The 19283-nt window shown below is 48.6% G+C and carries 19 protein-coding genes and 1 other annotated feature; of the genes, 12 read left to right on the forward strand and 7 right to left on the reverse strand.

Features of this window, described 5'->3' with window-relative positions; genetic code table 11:
* The first annotated feature begins 138 nt into the window (after window positions 1-138).
* From ACKTSF_RS09440 to ACKTSF_RS09460, 5 genes are all read left to right on the forward strand, one after another.
* Window positions 139-1263, forward strand: coding sequence for an NAD(P)-dependent alcohol dehydrogenase (locus ACKTSF_RS09440; protein WP_407888827.1), 1125 nt, complete (start codon window positions 139-141; stop codon window positions 1261-1263).
* 385 nt (window positions 1264-1648) lie between these two features.
* Window positions 1649-2002, forward strand: a complete 354-nt coding sequence (locus ACKTSF_RS09445) for an MmcQ/YjbR family DNA-binding protein (protein ID WP_407888829.1) — start codon at window positions 1649-1651, stop codon at window positions 2000-2002.
* A 112-nt stretch (window positions 2003-2114) separates the two neighbouring features.
* Window positions 2115-2365, forward strand: a binding site (T-box leader).
* A 130-nt stretch (window positions 2366-2495) separates the two neighbouring features.
* Complete coding sequence (locus ACKTSF_RS09450; protein ID WP_407888831.1) at window positions 2496-4139, forward strand: peptide ABC transporter substrate-binding protein; 1644 nt, start codon at window positions 2496-2498, stop codon at window positions 4137-4139.
* Window positions 4140-4518: 379 nt separating this feature from the next.
* Entirely contained in the window at window positions 4519-5049 is a 531-nt protein-coding gene (locus ACKTSF_RS09455) for a GtrA family protein (protein WP_407888833.1), read from the forward strand.
* Window positions 5050-5121: 72 nt separating this feature from the next.
* A complete protein-coding gene (locus ACKTSF_RS09460; protein WP_407888835.1) occupies window positions 5122-5694 on the forward strand; it encodes a cadmium resistance transporter in 573 nt (190 codons plus the stop codon).
* Between the two features lie 349 nt (window positions 5695-6043).
* On the opposite strand, the gene ACKTSF_RS09465 is transcribed toward ACKTSF_RS09460, so the two are convergent.
* The gene (locus ACKTSF_RS09465; RefSeq protein ID WP_407888837.1) at window positions 6044-6658 is read right to left on the reverse strand and encodes a LysE/ArgO family amino acid transporter; all 615 of its coding nucleotides are present in this window, start codon (window positions 6656-6658) and stop codon (window positions 6044-6046) included.
* A gap of 134 nt (window positions 6659-6792) precedes the next feature.
* Window positions 6793-7389 (reverse strand): sugar O-acetyltransferase, encoded by a 597-nt coding sequence (locus tag ACKTSF_RS09470; RefSeq protein ID WP_407888839.1) that lies wholly within the window; start codon window positions 7387-7389, stop codon window positions 6793-6795.
* Window positions 7390-7495: 106 nt separating this feature from the next.
* Between ACKTSF_RS09470 and ACKTSF_RS09475 the strand changes: the two genes are divergently transcribed.
* A complete protein-coding gene (locus tag ACKTSF_RS09475; RefSeq protein WP_407888841.1) occupies window positions 7496-8185 on the forward strand; it encodes a hypothetical protein in 690 nt (229 codons plus the stop codon).
* Between the two features lie 83 nt (window positions 8186-8268).
* Here the strand turns inward: ACKTSF_RS09475 and ACKTSF_RS09480 are convergent, their stop codons facing one another.
* Window positions 8269-9150 (reverse strand): LysR substrate-binding domain-containing protein, encoded by an 882-nt coding sequence (locus tag ACKTSF_RS09480; protein WP_407888843.1) that lies wholly within the window; start codon window positions 9148-9150, stop codon window positions 8269-8271.
* A gap of 137 nt (window positions 9151-9287) precedes the next feature.
* Here ACKTSF_RS09480 and ACKTSF_RS09485 point away from each other — a divergent pair, with 137 nt between their 5' ends.
* The 3 genes from ACKTSF_RS09485 (at window position 9288) to ACKTSF_RS09495 (ending at window position 13423) form a co-directional block, all read left to right on the forward strand.
* Window positions 9288-10925, forward strand: a complete 1638-nt coding sequence (locus ACKTSF_RS09485) for a malolactic enzyme (RefSeq protein ID WP_407888845.1) — start codon at window positions 9288-9290, stop codon at window positions 10923-10925.
* Window positions 10926-11143: 218 nt separating this feature from the next.
* Window positions 11144-12115, forward strand: a complete 972-nt coding sequence (locus ACKTSF_RS09490; protein WP_407888847.1) for an AEC family transporter — start codon at window positions 11144-11146, stop codon at window positions 12113-12115.
* A gap of 168 nt (window positions 12116-12283) precedes the next feature.
* On the forward strand, window positions 12284-13423 hold the full coding sequence (locus ACKTSF_RS09495) for an MFS transporter (protein ID WP_407888849.1): 1140 nt from the start codon (window positions 12284-12286) through the stop codon (window positions 13421-13423).
* Window positions 13424-13481: 58 nt separating this feature from the next.
* Here ACKTSF_RS09495 and ACKTSF_RS09500 read toward each other — a convergent pair whose 3' ends face one another.
* Entirely contained in the window at window positions 13482-14153 is a 672-nt protein-coding gene (locus ACKTSF_RS09500) for a DUF4811 domain-containing protein (RefSeq protein WP_407888851.1), read from the reverse strand.
* A gap of 1 nt (window position 14154) precedes the next feature.
* A complete protein-coding gene (locus tag ACKTSF_RS09505) occupies window positions 14155-15582 on the reverse strand; it encodes an MDR family MFS transporter (RefSeq protein ID WP_407888853.1) in 1428 nt (475 codons plus the stop codon).
* 90 nt (window positions 15583-15672) lie between these two features.
* Here ACKTSF_RS09505 and ACKTSF_RS09510 point away from each other — a divergent pair, with 90 nt between their 5' ends.
* Window positions 15673-16278 (forward strand): TetR/AcrR family transcriptional regulator, encoded by a 606-nt coding sequence (locus ACKTSF_RS09510; RefSeq protein ID WP_407888855.1) that lies wholly within the window; start codon window positions 15673-15675, stop codon window positions 16276-16278.
* A gap of 533 nt (window positions 16279-16811) precedes the next feature.
* On the opposite strand, the gene ACKTSF_RS09515 is transcribed toward ACKTSF_RS09510, so the two are convergent.
* Together ACKTSF_RS09515 and ACKTSF_RS09520 are read right to left on the reverse strand one after the other, a co-directional pair.
* Complete coding sequence (locus tag ACKTSF_RS09515) at window positions 16812-17174, reverse strand: nuclear transport factor 2 family protein (RefSeq protein WP_407888857.1); 363 nt, start codon at window positions 17172-17174, stop codon at window positions 16812-16814.
* Window positions 17175-17176: 2 nt separating this feature from the next.
* A complete protein-coding gene (locus ACKTSF_RS09520; RefSeq protein ID WP_407888859.1) occupies window positions 17177-17782 on the reverse strand; it encodes an NAD(P)H-binding protein in 606 nt (201 codons plus the stop codon).
* 537 nt (window positions 17783-18319) lie between these two features.
* Between ACKTSF_RS09520 and ACKTSF_RS09525 the strand changes: the two genes are divergently transcribed.
* Both ACKTSF_RS09525 and ACKTSF_RS09530 read left to right on the forward strand, forming a co-directional pair.
* Complete coding sequence (locus ACKTSF_RS09525; protein WP_407888861.1) at window positions 18320-18685, forward strand: hypothetical protein; 366 nt, start codon at window positions 18320-18322, stop codon at window positions 18683-18685.
* A gap of 334 nt (window positions 18686-19019) precedes the next feature.
* Window positions 19020-19244, forward strand: coding sequence for a hypothetical protein (locus ACKTSF_RS09530; RefSeq protein ID WP_407888863.1), 225 nt, complete (start codon window positions 19020-19022; stop codon window positions 19242-19244).
* Window positions 19245-19283: the final 39 nt, after the last annotated feature.

The raw sequence follows: 19283 nt of genomic DNA on the forward strand, positions 1-19283 counted from the left end.
AACGTCCAAAACGCCGCTGTTGTCGGTGTTAAAAGACTATTGGTGATGTAAATCTGTAATGAAAGCGCTTGCTTTTCTCGCTACATGTGTGATAATTATCAATGTAAACATAAAATTTAAAACCGAGGTGCCAAAATTATGAAGATTAAAGCTGCAGTTGTTGATAAGCAAAGTGCTGATTTTGAAATTCGTGATGACGTTGAACTGGCCGAAATGGGTCCCGACGATATTCAAGTTCACATGGTTGCTAGTGGGATCTGTCACTCCGACGAAGCGCTCCGTACCGGGGTTGCCGTCATTGACTATCCTATCGTTTTAGGCCACGAAGGTTCCGGGATTGTTGAAAAAGTTGGGCCAGAAGTTACCCAATTCAAACCTGGTGACCACGTTGTCCTGAGTTTCTACGGTTGTGGGAACTGTAAGAGCTGCTTGAAGGGGATTCCAACCCAGTGTGAAAACTACGCTGCAAACAACCTCTCTGGGGTTCGTCCTGATGGGACGGCCCACTTCACTGAAAATGGCCACAAGGTTGCCGATATGTTTGACCAAAGTTCCTTCACCTCAACCACGGTTGTTCGGGAACGGAATGCCGTTAAAGTTGGCAAGGACTTAGACTTGCGGGGTTTGGGCCCTCTGGGTTGTGGCTACGTTACTGGTTCCGGGACTGTTCTGAACACCTTGAAGCCAAAGCCTGGTGACACAATCGCTGTCTTTGGGACTGGTGCCGTTGGTTTAGCTGCCATGATGGCCGGCCGGATTTCTGGATGCACTAAGGTTATCGCAATCGACATTGTGGACTCTCGTTTGAAGTTAGCTAAGGAACTCGGTGCCACTGACACCATCAACAGCAAGAATGTTGACGATGTGGTCAAGGCCGTGCAAGACTTGACCGGTGGCTACGGTGTTAACTACGCCGTTGATACGACCGGGGTTGCCAGCGTGATCTCCAGTTCCATCAATGCCTTAGCTCAAGGTGGGACTTCAGCAGCGATTGCCGTCACCAACCATCACATCGACTTGGATACCTGGAACGACCTCTGTGTCAACGACAAGAGTGTCATCGGGGTCAACATGGGGGACTCTATTCCTCAAGTTGATATTCCACGGCTGATTGAATTCAACAAGATGGGCATGTTCGACTATCAAAAGACTGAAAAGTTCTACAAGTTCAGTCAAATCAACGAAGCCAATGCCGACTCCGTTTCCGGGAAGACCATCAAGCCAGTCTTGGTTATTGATGAAGATTATGTTCCTGGTAAATAAATAATTTGATCATTTAAGGATCGGCCGACGAATCTCAATGGGATTCGTCGGTTTTTATGTCTGACTAAAGTAATATGCTAGGTACACTGTGGACTTACGTGCCATTCTGCGACTATTGCGCAGTCACCTTTGCCATAACTGAATATTGGTCATCTTTAGTTGCCATTTCGCTTTTCTTTCACTAGCTTTTACCCAGTATGCCTGAAGCAGCCCGCAATAGCGAGAACAATCGTTTTACCCACTAAGCTAACCAGTCGCTGAGTAAGTCCAGGTCCGATTGATCTCTGTTCACCACTATTCATCCGCTCACGCCATGCTTCATTGACCCCACCTCCGATACCCTTTACACTAAAGTTAGTCCCTAAATCATGAGGAGGGTTTTGCCATGGCAACTCGTCAAGATATCTTTGATTATATTGCAAATAATTATGCCGCAACACCAGTCTACACGTTCAAAAAATTCCCCCACTACGCCATTCTCAAGACACCACAGGACAAATGGTTTGCCTTGGTCATGAACGTGCCCCAAGAAAAGCTTGGCCTATCTGGTACCGACGAACGCGATGTCATCGACCTCAAAGTTAATCCCGACCTCGCCGGTATTCTGCGCCAGAAGCCCGGCTATCTCCCGGCTTACCATATGAATAAAGAACACTGGATCACCATTATTCTGGATGACCAGACCGATACCAAAGTGCTCTACCAATTGATTGATGATAGTTACAATTTAGTCAACTGATTCTAATAACTGATTATTAATAACAAAAAATCAATCAAAATAAATTTCAGCTTTCCGGTTGACACCCGTCTTTTCCGGGGGTACACTAGCCTCAATTCAATAAATCGTCCGAAACAAACCATTGAAGTGGAGATCAAGATTATCGTGCACGTTAAGAGAGCCGTCGTTGCTGAGAGTACGGCCGAACGCAGATAGTTAAATGGACCACCGAGGGCTTCCCCGAACCATTCGAAGTACGGGAAGACGTGCGACATACGTCAGTTGTCAGGGAAATGCTAGTTTCCTGTGAAGAGGGATGGGGTCCGTCTATTTGATGACGCTCCATCTAATTAAGGTGGCACCGCGGTTAAAACCGTCCTTAACACATTGGCTGTTGAGGACGGTTTTTTGTATACATTTTGACTTAACCGAGGAGGAACCCTAATGCTCAAACGATGGCAAAGCTCAATGTTATTTCTAACCCAGACAATCACACAATTTGGAGGAATACATCATGAGTTTATTAGATCACAAGAAAGCTTTACTATTATGCGCCGGAATCGTTGTTATCGGCGGTGGAATCTTCGCCGTCACCGCTCACTCGAAGTCCACTAAAACCGCGGCTGCACAGCACTTAAATCTGTACCAGACCGCTACGATATCCAGCCTAGACGTGTCCAAGATTACCGACAACATTTCCAGCAACACGCTCAGTCAGGTTGGCGAGGGCCTTTACCGCCTGAACGCCAACAGTCAAGCCGAAAACGCTCTGGCCACCAAGACCACCGTTTCCGACAGCGGTCACCAATACACCATCAACCTGCGTCACGATGGCAAGTGGAGTAACGGCGATCCGGTAACTGCCCAGAACTTCGTCTACTCATGGGAGCGGACGCTGAATCCAAAATCCAAATCGGAATTCACCTATCAATTTGCGAACATCAAGAACGCCAACGCTATTGCCGCCGGTAAGAAGTCACCATCGACCCTCGGTGTCAAAGCAGTTGGTAAATACCAACTAAAGATTACGCTGAGCCAACCCGCCTCCTACTTCAAGAAGATGCTGGCCAGCACAACCTATTACCCACTGAATGAAAAGGCCGTCAATAAATACGGCAGCAAGTACGGTTCTTCTGCTAAGACGACCGTCTACAACGGGCCGTTCACCCTTGCCAACTGGAGTGGGACCAGTGACAGCTGGACGTTAAAGAAGAATGCCACCTACGCCGAAAAGAAATCTGTCAAGCTCCAGTCCATCGACTACAAGGTCATCAAGGACAGTACCACGGCCTACAACCTCTACCAGTCCAAGAAGCTTGATCAAGTCACATTGAGCGGCGAGCAAACCACGCAAAACAAGAATAATGCCAACCTGAAATCACTATCCGCTGGCCGGATCGGCTTTATTCAATACAATGAGAATAACAAGGTCGCTGCCAACCAGGACTTACGGACCGCCATTTCTCTAGCCGTTGACCGGCAGCAATTAGCCACCAAAGTCTTGAAGAACGGCTCCGTACCGGCTAAGACTTTCGGTGTCCACGACATGATGAAGAATCCCAAGACCGGTGCTGATTTCACCAGCGATGCCTACACCAAGGGCACTGTAGATTACGCGCCAGCGCAGGCTAAGAAACTTTACCAGAGTGCCTTGAAACAACTTGGCAAGAAGACCGTCACGTTGACCATCACTTGTGGTAACGATGATGCCAGCCAAAACATCGCTGAATTTGTCCAAAGTGCCATTACCAGTAAGCTAGGCGCCAAAGTTAACGTCCGGGCAATGCCATTTCCATCAATGCTCAGCAACGTTTCCAAAGGTAATTTCCAACTGAACCTGACCAGCTGGGGCATGGACTACGCCGACCCGATTCAATCTCTACAGATTCTACAATCGGCCAACAACTCCAACATGGGCCACTATGACAGTAAGACTTATGATAGTGCCCTTAAGGCCGCTGAAGGGACGGATGCGCTCAACAAGACCGCCCGTTACCAAGATTTGGTCACTGCCGCACAGACTGCGCTCAAGGACCAAGCTGTCACGCCACTCTACGAAAGTCGAACTAGTAGCCTTGTCAATCCTAAGATCAAAGGGGTTGTCTACAACAAGTTCAATGGGGACGCAGATTACCGCGCGGCTTACGTTGCCAACTAACCCAGCCTCTCAACTTTAACGTCACATCGCAGCGTGTCCATAACCTCTATGGATACGTTGTTTTTAGTAGTTGCCTACAGGGTAAAAGTTTGAAGAATAGCGACTTTGAACCGCCGTTTGGCGGGTCAAAGCGAGCTGGTAGCCCGCCTCACATCCTGGCAGCGTCCTACCCGCGGCGTTCCGGCCTAGATTTGACGAATGATAGACGCTAGCCCAGCCGTTTCAAATTAACAGGGGCGTTGCGTTGCAGTGACGGTTAAAAACGGTATAATTAAATTAGCAACTTAATTACACGTTTTCATAACTCAGGTTGGCCGCTGAAAACTCTCGTGACGGTACTGCCTCAGGGTTAGAACGTCACAGAAAGGTCTCAGAAGTTATGGAGAACGAACCAGACAAAACGCCTTTACGGCACGACCATTACCCTACTACTGAAGCGGAGTATGAAGCGGAGTTAACCGAAACGGAAGCTGAATTCGAAGAGCAACTGGAGGAAGTCGAAGACAAAGTTCACGGTCAAGTTCAACGTTACCTGTTATTCGGGGCGTTAACCGTTGTCGTAAACATTGCCCTCTTCTACTTCCTATCCCACACCCTGGGCATCGAATACCAGCTGGCCAACTTTATTGACTGGTTATTGGTCGTTCAAGGGTCATTCTGGTTGGACCGGACGTTTGTCTTCAAGCACAAGTCCAACACCCCATTCCGTGAAATGGGAACCTTCTACAGCACCCGGATTGCAACGTACCTGATTGAATTCGTCATGCTGTGGTTAGGGATCTCCGTCATCGGTGCCAACGGAACGATCACCAAGATTATCGGTCACGCGGTTGCCGTCACGGTCAACTACTTCCTATCCATGAAGGTCGTCTTCAAGCACAAGCCTGAAGGTAAAGAAGAAGCTAAGTAACACGACAAATGAAGCGGTCATCTCGCTGGAGACGGCCGCTTTTTCATTCCAAATAAAAGGTTGGGCCTGCTCATGTCACTCTCACTACTGCTCACCAGCATTGGCGTCTTCTTCGTCACAGACACCGATGATCTCATCGTTCTCCTGCTCCTCTGGCTGGCCGCTAAGAATCGCCGTCATACCCGGGCCATCCTGGTCGGGCAATACCTCGGAATCATCACGTTGATTCTCGCCTCGTGGCTGATCAGCCGAGGTGTGCTGCACTTCAACGTGGCCCACTGGACTCACTGGCTGGGCTTAGTTCCTTTTATTCTAGGGATAACTGGCCTCATTAACTGGTGGCCTGTGCGACACAGCCACGCGCTACCGCCACAGTTAGCCCGTGTTGTCAGTCTGCCGCTGGTGTGGTCGCTGACGATTGGCAACGGCGGGGATAATCTCAGCATCTATATTCCCTTCTTCACCGGCTTAACGGTCACAGAGTTTGGCAGTGTCTTCCTTGTCTTCATGGCGTTGGTCGCCCTCTGGCTCGCTGTGAGTCACCGTCTCGCTCGGTCGACTGCGGCCACCACTTTTTTCGCCCGGTTCGGCGCGTGGCTTTCCCCCCTCCTCTTTATCATTGTTGGACTGGTTATTCTCTTTTGAAATGTTTCATGTGAAACAAAAACGTCCCGTTCAGACAACTTGGGGGCACGAAAAAACGCCTCTTTAGGTAGATAAACAAGCTTTTGTTACTTGCTTGTCTACCTAAAGAGGCGTATGTTCCGTCTGAACGAAACGTTTTTCTTTTTACTTATAGACTGAAGGTTGAAAGCGAGCTGGCAGACCGCTTCTCAGGCTGGCGGCGTCCTACCCACAGCGTTCCAGCCTAAATTTGGTGAATGGTAAGCCGGCTGATTTAGACAACGATGCCTAATTTTAGTCTCAGTATCGTTGTTGCAACAGTCACGATGCGTATTTTAGACCTTTCAACCTCTAGTTATAGACACAAATTCTACCAAAAGAGTTGACCGGCTTGCCAGAGCAGATAGGCCCCGTAAACCATGACGACAATTCCGGAAAGGATGTTGACCCAGAGCATCAGCTTTTGCGGCAACCGTTCCTTTAAGAGGCCAAGAATCAGCGTGATCCCGGCAAACCAGATGGCCGTCGCCGTGATAACCCCGGTGATGAATGGCAAGACTTCCCCATCGGCCAGCGTACTCCGCAAGGCCCCAAACATCAGACTCGTATCGATAATGGCTTGGGGGTTGGCCCAAGTCACGACCCACGCATTGACCAGTGACTTGCCCATAGGCATGGTTTGACTGGAACTCGCTAGCCGGAAACTACTGGCGGATCGCAGAATCCCGAACCCAATCCAAAGAACCAGGATTCCCCCAAGGAGCATGATAATTAATTTAACCGTTTCATGTGCGCCAATCAACGCGCCCATCCCAAAGAAGGCGGCTAAGGTCAGTGCCGTATCGGCAAACCAGACCATGACGGCCACGATGCCGGCCCGTGGTAGGCGTTGATTAATGGCGTTATTAAAGACAAATAAATTTTGCATCCCGATTGACGAGACCAGCGCGATGCTTAGTAACAGCCCGCGGAAAAACATCGACATAAAAATTCTATCCTCTCATTTTGCACTATTTAATGATGATACACCACCTGAACAAAAAAAACAGCCCCAAGACAAGCTGTCAGTGTAACACGAATCTATACGAATTGATAATTTGAGACTTAGTAGCACTATTTTTAACTGAAGTCTTGCCCGACAAAGCCGGTCTTGTCTGCTACCGTAATCGGCCGTAATACCTGACAGGGATTCCCAGCAGCAATCACATTAGCTGGGATATCGTGCGTCACGACGCTGTTGGCACCAATAATGGTGTTCTCACCAATCGTGACCCCTGGCATCACGGACACGTTGGCTGCCAACCAACACTGACTACCAATCATAATAGGCTTGGCGATGCAGCCACCAAGCTGGCGCTCAGTCGGATCAAACAGATGATTACTGGTGTATATGCCAACTTTAGGCCCAAACAAAACGCGATCGCCAATCGTAATCTCGCCACCATCGAGCATCACCACATCATAGTTGGCGTAAAAGTCCCGGCCAACGTGAATGTTCGTGCCAAACTCGCAACGAAAGTTAGGATTGACCACCGGATCTGCACCGGTGCTCCCCACCAATTCCGTAAACAACCTCGCCCGTTCCGCCGGATCATTCGTGGCATTGATCGCATTGGTTTTTGCCGTGGCTTGATCTCGCGCCGAAATCAGCACCGGATCAAGGTCATTGTAGGGCTTGCCAGTCGCCATATAGGCGAATTTCTCCTGTAGATTCATAGGAAAACCTCCTTCTAAAGATAATCATACAAGTTCTGAAAATCCGTCGCAACTCTATCGATTCCAGGTATAATGAGGTCAAGACAAACCTTATAGGAGGACTACTATGAACCACGACCACATCATTTATCAAGCCAGCATCACCCCACAGGGCGACCCACAGATCACGTTTACCCCGGATACCCCCGACTATGCCAATGTCGCCGTCTTCCGTAATTTACTCATGCTAACGATGCAAGCCAGTCAGGATGTCTTGCATCTGTCCGATAACCAATTTAGCAAGTTGATGAATGATGCCTTGGCTGAAGCTCAAGAACGTCGGCAAGAAAATCTGCTGACGCCACAGGATACGCTTAAACTAATTACCAAGAATCTTACGACGAATAAACGCGAAGAATTTACCATTCCGCTAAGTGACCTTCAGGATCTCAGTAACGACGATGATGCGTTGACGATCACGACGTCTAAGTTTTCATTTTCCTTCATTGATAATGAGGCCTATAAGCAAATCAAAAAGAACGTGCCCGCCGACGCTATCGCCCAGATTCCAGAAGCACTGGGCATCGACCACGTCCTTTACGCCTACAAGTCCAATCACGAAGGTGTCGGTCAACTGATTCAGTACGCCCAAGCCCACAATCTTTACACCGAAATAACCAGGGACGATGACGACGAGGTTCCCGATACACCCGAAGAATTCGATAAATTCATGGAACAGGAATTTGGCTACCTACGTGATGGCAATGACGATCAACCACGTAAGCCCTCAAATATTATCCCTTTCCCCAAGCGATAGACAAACTGTCAGCATCCTAAAAAGGTGCTGGCAGTTTTAGTTAGTCTCTAAAGGTTAAAAATACCAAAACACTCATTAACTGCCTACTCCAGCGTCCCTCGTAGCACCGCCAACACCTGCTTCTGGGCCGGCGTCAAGACATGTGACGCCCGATAGACAATGCTCGAGATGAACTCTGGCTGCTCGTCATCAAGCAACTCCAGTCGAACCACATCATCTCGCCGTTGATCGACTAAGGCCGTCAGGTAGGTGACCCCGACATTCTCCGCGACTAGATTCATAATGATGTGGGTATCGCGAGCCCGGTAGACCACCTCTGGCCGAAAATGATTGCGCCGCGCCAGCTGATTGAACGCCGCATTGTGGATAAAACTACTATCAAACAATACAAACTTTTCCTGGCGCAACTCGCTAAAGTAAATCCGTTTACGCGCTGCCAAAGGGTGCTGGCGTGATACAAAGATATTGAACGGCTTACGGTCGAACTCCTCAGCCACCAGAGTCTGATACGCTAACGGCGCCGTCGACCCTAATAAAGCCAAATCGATTTGCCCCGCCTGTAAGGCGTTCCGTAGCCACACCGAGCCACCTTCTAATGTTTCAATATTTTCCAACATCCCCTGTTCCTGTAAGTGGGCAGCCACACGAGGGAAGTAATGGTTTTCAATAATTGGTGGCAATCCCAGGACTGTCTGTTGCTGGGTCAGGTGCGTAATCTCATGCTGCGCCAGCTCGAGCGTCTTTAAAATCGTCGCGGCGTGAATCGCTAATTGTTCACCGCTAACCGTTACCGTTAGCTCATGGTGCACACGATCACGCAAAAATAAGGTTGTATCGAATTCCGTTTCCAACCGTTTGATGGCGGTCGTAATCGTCGGTTGGGTCACGCCGAATTCCAGGGCGACCTGCGAAAAGTTTTTTAATTTAATTAAGCGATCAAAATAAGCTAAATCTTTCGTGTTCATTTTAGAGTCCCCTCACAGCAACTTTAATAGACCCATTATAAATTATTTTTATAACAACTACCAGATTTGACTATAGTTTTTCTGACCGCTTATAGTAGACCCTGTAAAGTTAAAACCGAATTGGAGGAACTTAATTTATGACAGCTACAGCAGCAATCTTAAATAATCCATTTTTAAACAAAGGCACCGCGTTTACTCAGGCCGAACGCCAATCACTTGGCTTAGTCGGTACCTTACCTAGCCACGTTCAAACACTGGATGAGCAAGCAACGCAGGCCTACGCCCAATTTCAAAGTAAGCCTACTGACCTGGAAAAGCGCCTTTTCCTGATGAACTTGTTCAACGAAAACCGGACGCTCTTCTTCCGGCTGATGGACGATCACGTCGTCGAATTCATGCCAATTGTGTATGATCCAACGGTCGCTGATTCTATCGAAGAATACAGCCACCTCTTCACTGACCCGCAAAACGCCGCCTTCATCTCCGTAGATGACCCCGACAATGTCGAAGCTACCTTGAAGAACGCCGCTGACGGCCGGGATATCCGGTTGGTTGTGGTGACCGACGCCGAAGGGATTCTCGGGATGGGTGACTGGGGCGTCAACGGTGTCGATATCGCCGTGGGTAAATTGATGGTTTACACCGCAGCCGCCGGCATCGACCCTGCCCAAGTGCTACCCGTTAGCATCGACGCCGGCACTAACAATGCAACCTTACTCGCTGATCCCCTCTACTTAGGAAACCATCATAAGCGGGTCTACGGTGACCCATACAATGACGTCATCGACCGCTTTGTTACCGCAGAACAGAAGCTATTTCCAGACTCACTCCTGCACTGGGAAGACTTCGGGCGCTCCAACGCTCAGGTCATCCTCGATAAGTACAAGGACAAAATCGCCACGTTTAATGATGATATTCAAGGTACCGGGATGGTCGTCTTAGCTGGGATTCTGGGCGCCTTGAATATCTCTAAGGAAGACATCAAGGACCAAAAGTTTGTGACATTCGGTGCCGGAACTGCCGGTATGGGCATCGCTAATCAAATACTCGATGAATTGAAGCGCGCTGGTCTTTCCGAAGACGAAGCCCGTAAGCACTTCTACGCCGTCGACAAGCAAGGCCTGTTATTCAGTGACACCCCTGACCTGACTGCGGCACAACAACCTTTCACTCGTGACCGCGCCGAATTCGACAACGCCGACGAGCTGACGACCTTAGCCGCCGTGGTCAAGACGATTCACCCAACGGTTTTGATTGGGACGTCAACGCAACCGGGAACGTTCACCGAAGCCATCATCAAGAACATGGCCGCTCACACGGAGCGGCCCATCATCTTCCCCCTGTCCAACCCAACCAAGCTGGCTGAGGCCACGGCTGCCGACCTGATCAAGTGGACGGATGGCAAGGCACTAATTGCCACTGGAATTCCCGCCGGCGACGTGGACTACAAGGGGACTACCTACCACATTGGCCAAGGTAACAACGCCCTGATGTATCCTGGACTGGGCTTCGGCCTGATTGCTGCAAAAGCCAAGGTCTTAAACGGCGAGACCCTCTCCGCTGCTTGCCACGCCCTCGGGGGAATCGTCGACACCACCCAACCTGGTGCGGCTGTCCTGCCACCTGTTTCTCAACTGACCGCATTCTCTCAAACGCTAGCTGAAATCGTCGCGCAAAGCGTTCTCGATCAGAAGTTGAACAAGGAACCCATCGCAGATGCCAAGCAAGCCGTTGCTGACATGAAGTGGGTGCCAGAGTACAAGAGCTTCGACTAATTAATTCGTAGATAACCGAATCTACCCATAAGCTTGTGCCAGCAGGAGTTGGTCCACTCGAACTCCTGCTGGCACAATGCGTTATAGTGAGTTGTGCATGATTAAGTTGTACCATAACAATCAACTTACAAAATCATTTGTCTCAAGACACAAGTCAATACCTTACAGCACTTGGCATAAGTAGCTGAATGAACTTATTTGAAAGAAGGCCGTCACTCGTGGCTGTTTTGTGGAATTCAATTCAAAGTGTCCTCGTCGTTGTTTTAATCATGATTCTCGGTTTTGTTCTCCGGCGACAGGGCTGGTTCGACGATAAATTCGGCGGGACCATCTCAAAGTTTATCAAAAATATTGCTCTGCCGGCGTCAATTTTTGTTTCCGTTCTGAGCCGGTTAACGCGGGGACAACTGGTCTCCTTCTCCGGTTACCTAGTCTACGCCTTTCTCGCCGTCATCATTGGCTACGTGATTGCATTTGGCCTAGTTCGGCTCATGCACGTGCGGCCCGGCCGTAAGGGGATCTTTATCAATGCCATGGTCAACGCCAATACCATTTTCATCGGGTTACCGTTGAACATTGCCCTGTTTGGCGACAAGAGCATGACCTACTTCCTGGTCTACTATATCGTCAACACTGTGTCCACCTGGGCCTTCGGGGTCTTCTTGATCTCAAACGATGATCCCACCCAGCCAAAGGAGAAGCATCACAACAAGATCGACTGGAAGAAAGTTATCCCCATGCCGCTGGTTGGTTTCCTAGTTGCACTGATCTTCTTACTCCTGAACATCCCCATCCTCAAAATCAGCTTCATTAACTCGACGCTAACCTACGTGGGAAATCTGGTAACGCCACTCTCCCTGATCTACATTGGGATTGTTCTAGCCGATGCTGGCTTAAAGAGTATTCACTTTGATCGCGACACCATTGTGGCATTGCTGGGTCGATTCGTCCTGTCCCCCGTCTTGATGGTGGGCGTCTTGCTAGCGGCCGGTCACTTCGGCGCTACGTTCCCAACACTGGCATCTCAAACATTGATTGTACAATCCGCAACACCAATGCTAGCTGTCTTGCCAATCCTGGCTAATGAATCCCACGGCGACGTGGAATACGCCACCAACGTGGTCACGACTAGTACCGTCCTGTTTATTATTGTGGTTCCAATTTTGATGTCATTGATTCAGTTTATCTAAATTTCACCCACCTGAGCCCAACTTCTTAATCAAGTTGGGCTTTTCTTTTCCTCGAAAATCTGCTATAGTAATTGCAATCAAACTTCCGAAAGCGGGTCTATTACCCGTCATGTTACTAGTTAGAACACGTCTACTAGGCTGGAATAGCCTAAGGAGTGTTCTATTTTTATGTTCAAAAATGCTAAAGCTATTTTAATTCTCGCCACTGCCATGAATCTGCGCTTAGCCATCACGGCCATTACGCCCCTCTTTCCAGCGATTCAGAAGGCCCTCCACGTTGCTAGTCCCTTCACAGCCCTACTCGTGACCATTCCCTTATTGTGCTTTTCACTGGGCGCCATTGTCGCACCAAGACTGATTCAGCGCCTAGGTATTCTACCCCTAATTCTGCTAACTACCGGCAGCTTGGTCATCGCCAACCTTATTCGCCCGCTAACAGCCACCACACTATTGGTTGGCACGTTGCTGATTGGCCTCGCCGTCGCCCTCCTCAACGTGCTGGTTCCCACCATGATTGCTCAGTTCACGACTACCCGCGTTGCCCGTCTGACCAGTTACTACGCCGTGACGATGAATGTCGTGGCTGCGGTAGGAACGGCCGGTGCAATGCCACTGGCGGAGCTCTGGGGGTGGCACGCCGTCCTCATGGGGTTTGCCCTGCCCGCAGTATTAACGTTTGGCATCGCCAGTCGGTTGCCTCGCCATAGCTTTAGCTTTCATCCACAGTCTACTGGTTTAGCTACCCTCAACCTCACAACCACTCTACGTCACGATCCTCAGGCTTGGCAATTAACCGCGTTCATGGGTCTTCAATCCTTGATCTTCTACAGTCTGACAACCTGGTTACCAACGATTTTTCAGGCATTGGGTGCCTCCGCCACAACTGCGGGCACCCTGCTGGCTGTCTTTCAATTAGTCGGCATTCCAGCGGCCCTCGTTCTCAATACCTTCACTAACATTCGGCACCTGTTAGTGGGCTTACTGGGCGGTTACCTCGGTGGCGTCCTTTGCCTCGCATGGTCTGGGATTGGCTGGTGGCTTGCTGCCAGCCTCCTGGGTTTCACCAGCGCCCTCATCTTCACCCTAGCTCTGACACTCATTGCCACCAGTAGCCAAGAGGTTGCGGTCATCGCTAATCGTTCGGCAATTGCACAATCCTTAGGGTATTTATTTGCCGCCGTTGGTCCTTTCATCTTTGGGGAAATCCACGATATCTTTGGCAACTGGTCGATTGCCTTAATGGTTTTGATTAGCCTCATGTTAGTGACCATCGGGAGTGGCTTGCTGGTCGTCCATTCCTCAAAATAAGCAAAAGTGGCGTTTCCAAGAAATTCAGGAACGCCGCTTTTGTTTCACATGAAACATTCTATTCTGTGCGATTTAAAATATGACTCACATAGTCTCGCAGATATCGCGCTTGCAATTGCTTCTGCTGGCTTTTCAGCTGTGGCTGTCGCTTCAGTACGGTCGCCATCTTCGCCGCCACGTAAGCCTTGGCCTGCTGTTGTACCGACTTGCGCTGTAACTGTTTTTCCGTCCGCTTTACGGCTTGCTTATCCATCACATGCCAGTGTGCCGTCAACCGGTAAGTCACAGTCTGTCGCTGCAGTTGATTCTGATTAGTAATGCCACTAAACAACCAGCGCATCCCTATCGAAGTATAACGATAACGGCGATTACGAGTTATTCGTACAGCGTGTCGTTGTGCATTAAAGTTCACGTTGACCCGCTTATGTTTGTTCAAAATCACGACAGTTTTGTCTTTGGCTCGGGAAGCATACGCCGTATAGGTCGTCTTCCCCTCCTTAATGGCTTTGGTCATCAGAATATGATTGCCTCGAATACTGCCAACCGGGATCAACTTGCTGGTCGCCGTCGTCGTGACCACCTGCGTCCCATAATGGTGAGAGGCATCCAACAACAATAATCCCTGTCCCAACAACATGATCAGGACAACCACCACGCCCCAGCCATGCCGGCACGTATAAAATAACCAGCCAGCTAATCCAGCTAAAATGATCATCATCAGTACTAACATCTTAAGCCACCTCCTGACGCTTAGAACTCAAGAAGAATGCCGGTATCAAACCAATCAGTGTTCCCACACTGATCCAAATAAACGTATGGAAGTAAGCGGTGTGCAACATCGCCATCGTTGCCACGTTATTACCTTCATAACTGGCGATTACTGCGGCTAAGACTGCCGTCGCTACTGATCCACCGATATTTTGCGCCATTCGTGTCGCAACCGTTGCTTCAGCAATTAAGCCATGATCAATCCCCGTGTAGCTGTCAGACATGACCGGAATCGTAATGCCGCTGCGGCTGAGGCCCATCAAGAACAGCATCCCAATAATCAGCCAGGTTGGTGTTCCTTTCGTGAAGTAGGCAAATGGAATCGTGGTGATCACCGCAAAAATTAAAGATATAATCACAACCCATTTCGCCCCATACTGGTCGGTCAGTTTACCTGCCTGCGTTCGCGTGACTAGCATGCCAGCTCCCAGCGCGATCAAATAGATCCCGGTGTTGATGACACTGAGGCCCCGAATGTTTTGTAGAAACAGTGGCAGTGCAAACATAGCCCCATTTACCAGCAGGCCTGAAAGAAAAAGTAACGCCGTTGAAGCGGAGAAGTTCGGCGTTTGAAATAATTTTAATGGTACTAACGCCCGTTGTGGTCGCTTAAAGGCGTAGACGATGTATCCCAACAGCGCGTCCAACCCGATGAAGACGGGCAGCAACACACTGAATTTGCCAAAGACATCATCCGTGCTGAATTCAGTCACCCCCACAACCAGACCGGAAAATAATCCGACAAGTAGTAAGAACCCGACCAAATCGAACGGTTTGTGTTGACCAGCAGTTGGTTTGAACGGTGGTAAGAAGACCCTATCCAGAATCAACGCCACCAGCACCAAGGGAATATTGATGTAGAACAGCCAATGCCAATCGAGAAATTTGATCAGCGCCCCACCAATGGTTGGCCCTAAGATTGGCGCAAACACAATGGGTAAGCCTACGACCGACATCAGCTGGCCTAGGCCTTGCCCCCCGGCCGCTCTAATCCCCAGCGTGGTCACCAATGGCACAATAATTCCGGCGGCAGCCCCCTGCACAATCCGACCAATTAATAACCAGGTCAGACTCGTCGCCATTCCAGACATGACCGACCCCAGTAGAAAAACAATCAGCGAAATTTCCATCAGCAAGCGGCCCGATATTTGGTTAACCAGCCATCCTGCGATGGGAACTGCCAGTCCCAGAGCGAGAACGTAGGCCGTAGTCACCCACTGAACTGTATTGACAGTTGCGTCTAAATCTTTCAAAATGGTGTTAAGTCCAATGTTGGTCATCGTTGTATCCAGCATTGGTGCCATGAGACCTAATACTAGAATTAAAGCCATTTGCGTTACTGAAATCGTGGGTTGCCGCCCACTCATCTTAGAACCTTGCTTAGTTGTCATTGTCAATCGCTCCTTTTAAGGTACTGTGAGTACCCAAAAAGAGATAATAAACCTTTTAACTTACCTTTTCAAGGGGGAGGGTCTTTAATTTTGGAAAAAAATCATCGCCGGCGTGGCAAAGAACTCGAGGAAGCCATCCTTGACGCCGCCTGGCAGGCTATGCAAAAAATCGGCTATGCTAAGCTGACCATGGACGACATTGCCCAGGCCGCGCATACCAATAAGAACGCGATCTACCGCCGTTGGGACACGAAGTTAGCGGTCGTTGTCGACGCGGGTAAGCGGGCGCTCTCGCAGGGTGAATACGTCAGTCCCCTCGTTTTTCAAGAACCGGATACCGGACACTTACGGAATGATTTAATTGCGCTACTCAGTATTCCCCTACCAGCGGTCGACCAGTTTGGCCGGGATAATCTTAAGGCGTTGTTGCAGGATGCCTTGCCCCAACTGACGCCCAAGACCATGCACTTTATTCTGAACGATAGCTTCTTACAAAAATATCTGACAGGAATTCTGACGCGTGCGTACCAACGTGGTGAACTTACGACATCTCCTGCTAAAATACCCGTCGTGATCATCCAGCAACCTGCGATCCAGCTGATGGCCTGCTTGCTGAGCGACTCACCGTACGATTCTGCTAGTATTGAAGTTTTGGTAGATCGCCTCTTACTGCCCGTGTTTACGGCTGAAGGTTGAAAGTTCCAAAATGCTCATTAGTACTATTGTCACAACGATACTGGGCCTAAAATTAGGCAACATCGTCCAACCATCGCCTTACCGGCCGGCAGATATGGGCTGGATCGGTGCGAACACAACTTGAAGCCTCGAAAGTACCGAGTCTCCAAGCTTGGTTTTCTACTAAGCCAGTGGAAAAAACGCCCCCTGACTAAGTAGAACGACGCGCCTGAGCCCATATCTGCCGACCTCTCGGCTGACGTAGTTGTCTGAGGAAACATGGATTGTGACTATAGAAACGTTGTTGCTTTGTGCTTAAACTCTAACAACCATATGGAATTCAGTGCTTGAAATTGACGTGCACAATCAGAGCCGGAGTGCGACCATTGCCACTAACTTAGCGGTGACAATTCCTACAGTCGCAAGAGTAGAGCGAGTATTTTTGCTTTCAATCTTTAGTTTACGGCATAAAAAATATCCAATTGGCTAGGGAAGCCAATTGGATATTTTTATTTATTTTGCTATCGCCATCGCTGAGCTGGCACTTTTAACCTCTAGTAAGTCGTCACCACGGCCGCCATGATCTGCAAGGTCCCATTGCGTCGCTGAACCGTCATGTCCGTATTCAGTGGCCACTCATTCTTGCTGCTTCCGTGAATAGTGGCAACCACGCGATTCTGGCCGACAACCCGCCACCCATTGGCTGTGACCGTGACATCCACGTGGTCTTCAACGGATGAGAAGTACCGCATGGTTCCCCGCTGGAGTTCGCCCAACCATTCGGCGCGGGGCTGAACGTAACCCGTCATATGAGTCAGCGTGAAGTCTGGCGCCAGCAACCGGTTCAAAGCTACCGTATCGTCAGCGGCCATAGCCACGTTATAGGTACGATATAATTTCAGAATTTCTTCATTCATTATCATCGCTTCCGGTTAATTCCGAGACTGTCACGAGACCCCAACGTGTCATCGTGCGCCAACCGCATCACGAGGTCAGCGATACTCTGTCGAGAAACATCGTGGCCACCAAACGCTTCACCCTTCTTGGTGACTTGGTAATCTGTGTCGCCACCATTGTCGAACCAGCCGGGACGGATCACCGTGTAGTTCAAGTCAGAGGCTTCCACAGCATCGGCGGCATTCCGGTAACCTTGTAACATCGGGTTACTTCGCAGATTGCCGCTTGCCCCAAGACTAGCAGGAATTTCATTATAGATTCCCATAGACGCGATGAATAATAGCCGCTTAACGCCTGCTTCGTCCATACCAGCAATCAAGCTCTTGGCCATACCAGCCAGATTCCCACTCAAAGCGGCGAAGACCACGTCCTGCCCCTTTAATGCGTCGTGCAGAGCCGCCAAATCGGTGACACTCCCCGTAACTGCCCGCTCGCGATCGGACAACTTGCCCAAACGTGCCGTGCTCCGGGCCATCAACGTTAAGTGATCGTCCGTGTTGTCTAAGAAATATTGCCGGGTGACACTGCCCACAGAACCCGTTGCGCCAATAATTAAGATGTTTGTCATGCTGAATATCCTCCGTTCGTGATTGCTTAAAGCTAGTGTAGTGCCTTGCAGTTACTTCAAGGCAAGCTTTATTTGCAAATTAATTTAACTTTTTTTATTTTGTCACTTATCAGATTGATTGAACAAGTTAATTTGAATATATTTGCTTCTGGGAAGGGAGATTCTTTTTTGTGAGAGGCCTCTTCCACTGATCTCTCTATCTACCCATTTCCAATCCCACTCATCATTAGTTGAAGCATATATAACATTAATGTCCATAACGATCTTCCGTTTTTAAATTATAAGCATGTATTTTCTAGTAGAGGAACAGGTGACTCACTGTGGACAAGCAGCTTTTTCATGCCGAAGATCATGTCAAGAGGCATATCACAATAGTGTGTTGGTGACTGACCTTGTAATACGTTATTCTGGAAACAGTAATTATAAAATTATAAGTATTATACAATAATATTTATAATTTATTAGCTTTACTATTCTGTTAGTATATGATACTCTTTTTTTGAGAGATAACCAGTTCCCAACGAGCTTTATCAGCAAGTGGAAGCTGGCGTTTCAGCTAGTTCAGAGTTCTATTTACCAAGTAACTCGCTTATGAAGGGTTCCGTAACAGGAACTGGTGGTACTGCGAGATTAAATGTTTCTGCCAATCGACGTAATATTTACTGGTCTGTTAAACCTAAGACAACTGGTCCATGGTTATTTGGTGGTACTCTGAAGTTAAGATATTACAGTGGTTATAGTCGTAATATTACCCTACATGGATGGGGTGCTTTAGGCGGATCATATAGCGAAAATATTGGAATTAACAAAAATAACGGTGGAAAGGTTTATCTTTCGGGTACAGCCCGCGATTATAGTGGACACCCCTACAGTGTCTTGCCTAACTTCCACGTTGCATTTTAATAGTATTGAGGATGATTAATTGCGTAATGACAGTTCCCCAGAAGGTTATCTAAAATTACTTTTTCAGCAGTCTTTAGGACCGCAGAATGTCAGTAGGTTCTCCGCTACGGACGGTGAAGTCTATGTTCATTTAAGCGGGTCTGATGTCGAAAGATTATGTCCTTGTTTTAACTTATTGGGACAACATGGTGCTAAATTTGGCACGACAGATATACTGGACTCAAGTGGAAAAGTAAGTCATATTCGATTACATGTCAGTTTAAGTCAAAGTGATAATCTGAAAAAATGGCTAATAGAGGAAGTACAATGAAAACTTTGCTCGTTTTTTTTTAAGATGATTCTGCAAGATGAAGCTCTAATTCAAACAGACGAAGCCCTGACCACTATCAACATATCGTTTCCAACTACTGAGCTAACAAAGCTAAGTGCCATGTTAACGATGCTTGGTACCAGTCAGACAGTATTTGCTTTGAGGGCCGATAACGGCGTAATTTTTCTAAGCGTAAAATCATTTGATAATCCCAATATTAATCGTAAAATGGCACCAGCATCTGAATAAAGTAATAGAGGCATAAGAGCATCCCATCGGATAACTCTT

Source organism: Levilactobacillus muriae (assembly GCF_045862015.1).
GTDB classification, from domain to species: Bacteria; Bacillota; Bacilli; order Lactobacillales; family Lactobacillaceae; genus Levilactobacillus; species Levilactobacillus muriae.

Excerpts from the sequence above, each read along its gene's own strand:
- ACKTSF_RS09445 (WP_407888829.1), top strand. The coding sequence starts at position 1,649 with ATGGCAACTCGTCAAGATATCTTTGATTATATTGCAAATAATTATGCC.
- ACKTSF_RS09515 (WP_407888857.1), bottom strand. The coding sequence starts at position 17,174 with ATGAATGAAGAAATTCTGAAATTATATCGTACCTATAACGTGGCTATG.
- ACKTSF_RS09455 (WP_407888833.1), top strand. The coding sequence starts at position 4,519 with ATGGAGAACGAACCAGACAAAACGCCTTTACGGCACGACCATTACCCT.
- ACKTSF_RS09460 (WP_407888835.1), top strand. The coding sequence starts at position 5,122 with ATGTCACTCTCACTACTGCTCACCAGCATTGGCGTCTTCTTCGTCACA.
- ACKTSF_RS09480 (WP_407888843.1), bottom strand. The coding sequence starts at position 9,150 with ATGAACACGAAAGATTTAGCTTATTTTGATCGCTTAATTAAATTAAAA.
- ACKTSF_RS09530 (WP_407888863.1), top strand. The coding sequence starts at position 19,020 with ATGATTCTGCAAGATGAAGCTCTAATTCAAACAGACGAAGCCCTGACC.
- ACKTSF_RS09495 (WP_407888849.1), top strand. The coding sequence starts at position 12,284 with ATGTTCAAAAATGCTAAAGCTATTTTAATTCTCGCCACTGCCATGAAT.
- ACKTSF_RS09500 (WP_407888851.1), bottom strand. The coding sequence starts at position 14,153 with ATGTTAGTACTGATGATGATCATTTTAGCTGGATTAGCTGGCTGGTTA.
- ACKTSF_RS09465 (WP_407888837.1), bottom strand. The coding sequence starts at position 6,658 with ATGTCGATGTTTTTCCGCGGGCTGTTACTAAGCATCGCGCTGGTCTCG.
- ACKTSF_RS09450 (WP_407888831.1), top strand. The coding sequence starts at position 2,496 with ATGAGTTTATTAGATCACAAGAAAGCTTTACTATTATGCGCCGGAATC.
- ACKTSF_RS09475 (WP_407888841.1), top strand. The coding sequence starts at position 7,496 with ATGAACCACGACCACATCATTTATCAAGCCAGCATCACCCCACAGGGC.
- ACKTSF_RS09520 (WP_407888859.1), bottom strand. The coding sequence starts at position 17,782 with ATGACAAACATCTTAATTATTGGCGCAACGGGTTCTGTGGGCAGTGTC.
- ACKTSF_RS09440 (WP_407888827.1), top strand. The coding sequence starts at position 139 with ATGAAGATTAAAGCTGCAGTTGTTGATAAGCAAAGTGCTGATTTTGAA.
- ACKTSF_RS09505 (WP_407888853.1), bottom strand. The coding sequence starts at position 15,582 with ATGACAACTAAGCAAGGTTCTAAGATGAGTGGGCGGCAACCCACGATT.
- ACKTSF_RS09485 (WP_407888845.1), top strand. The coding sequence starts at position 9,288 with ATGACAGCTACAGCAGCAATCTTAAATAATCCATTTTTAAACAAAGGC.
- ACKTSF_RS09470 (WP_407888839.1), bottom strand. The coding sequence starts at position 7,389 with ATGAATCTACAGGAGAAATTCGCCTATATGGCGACTGGCAAGCCCTAC.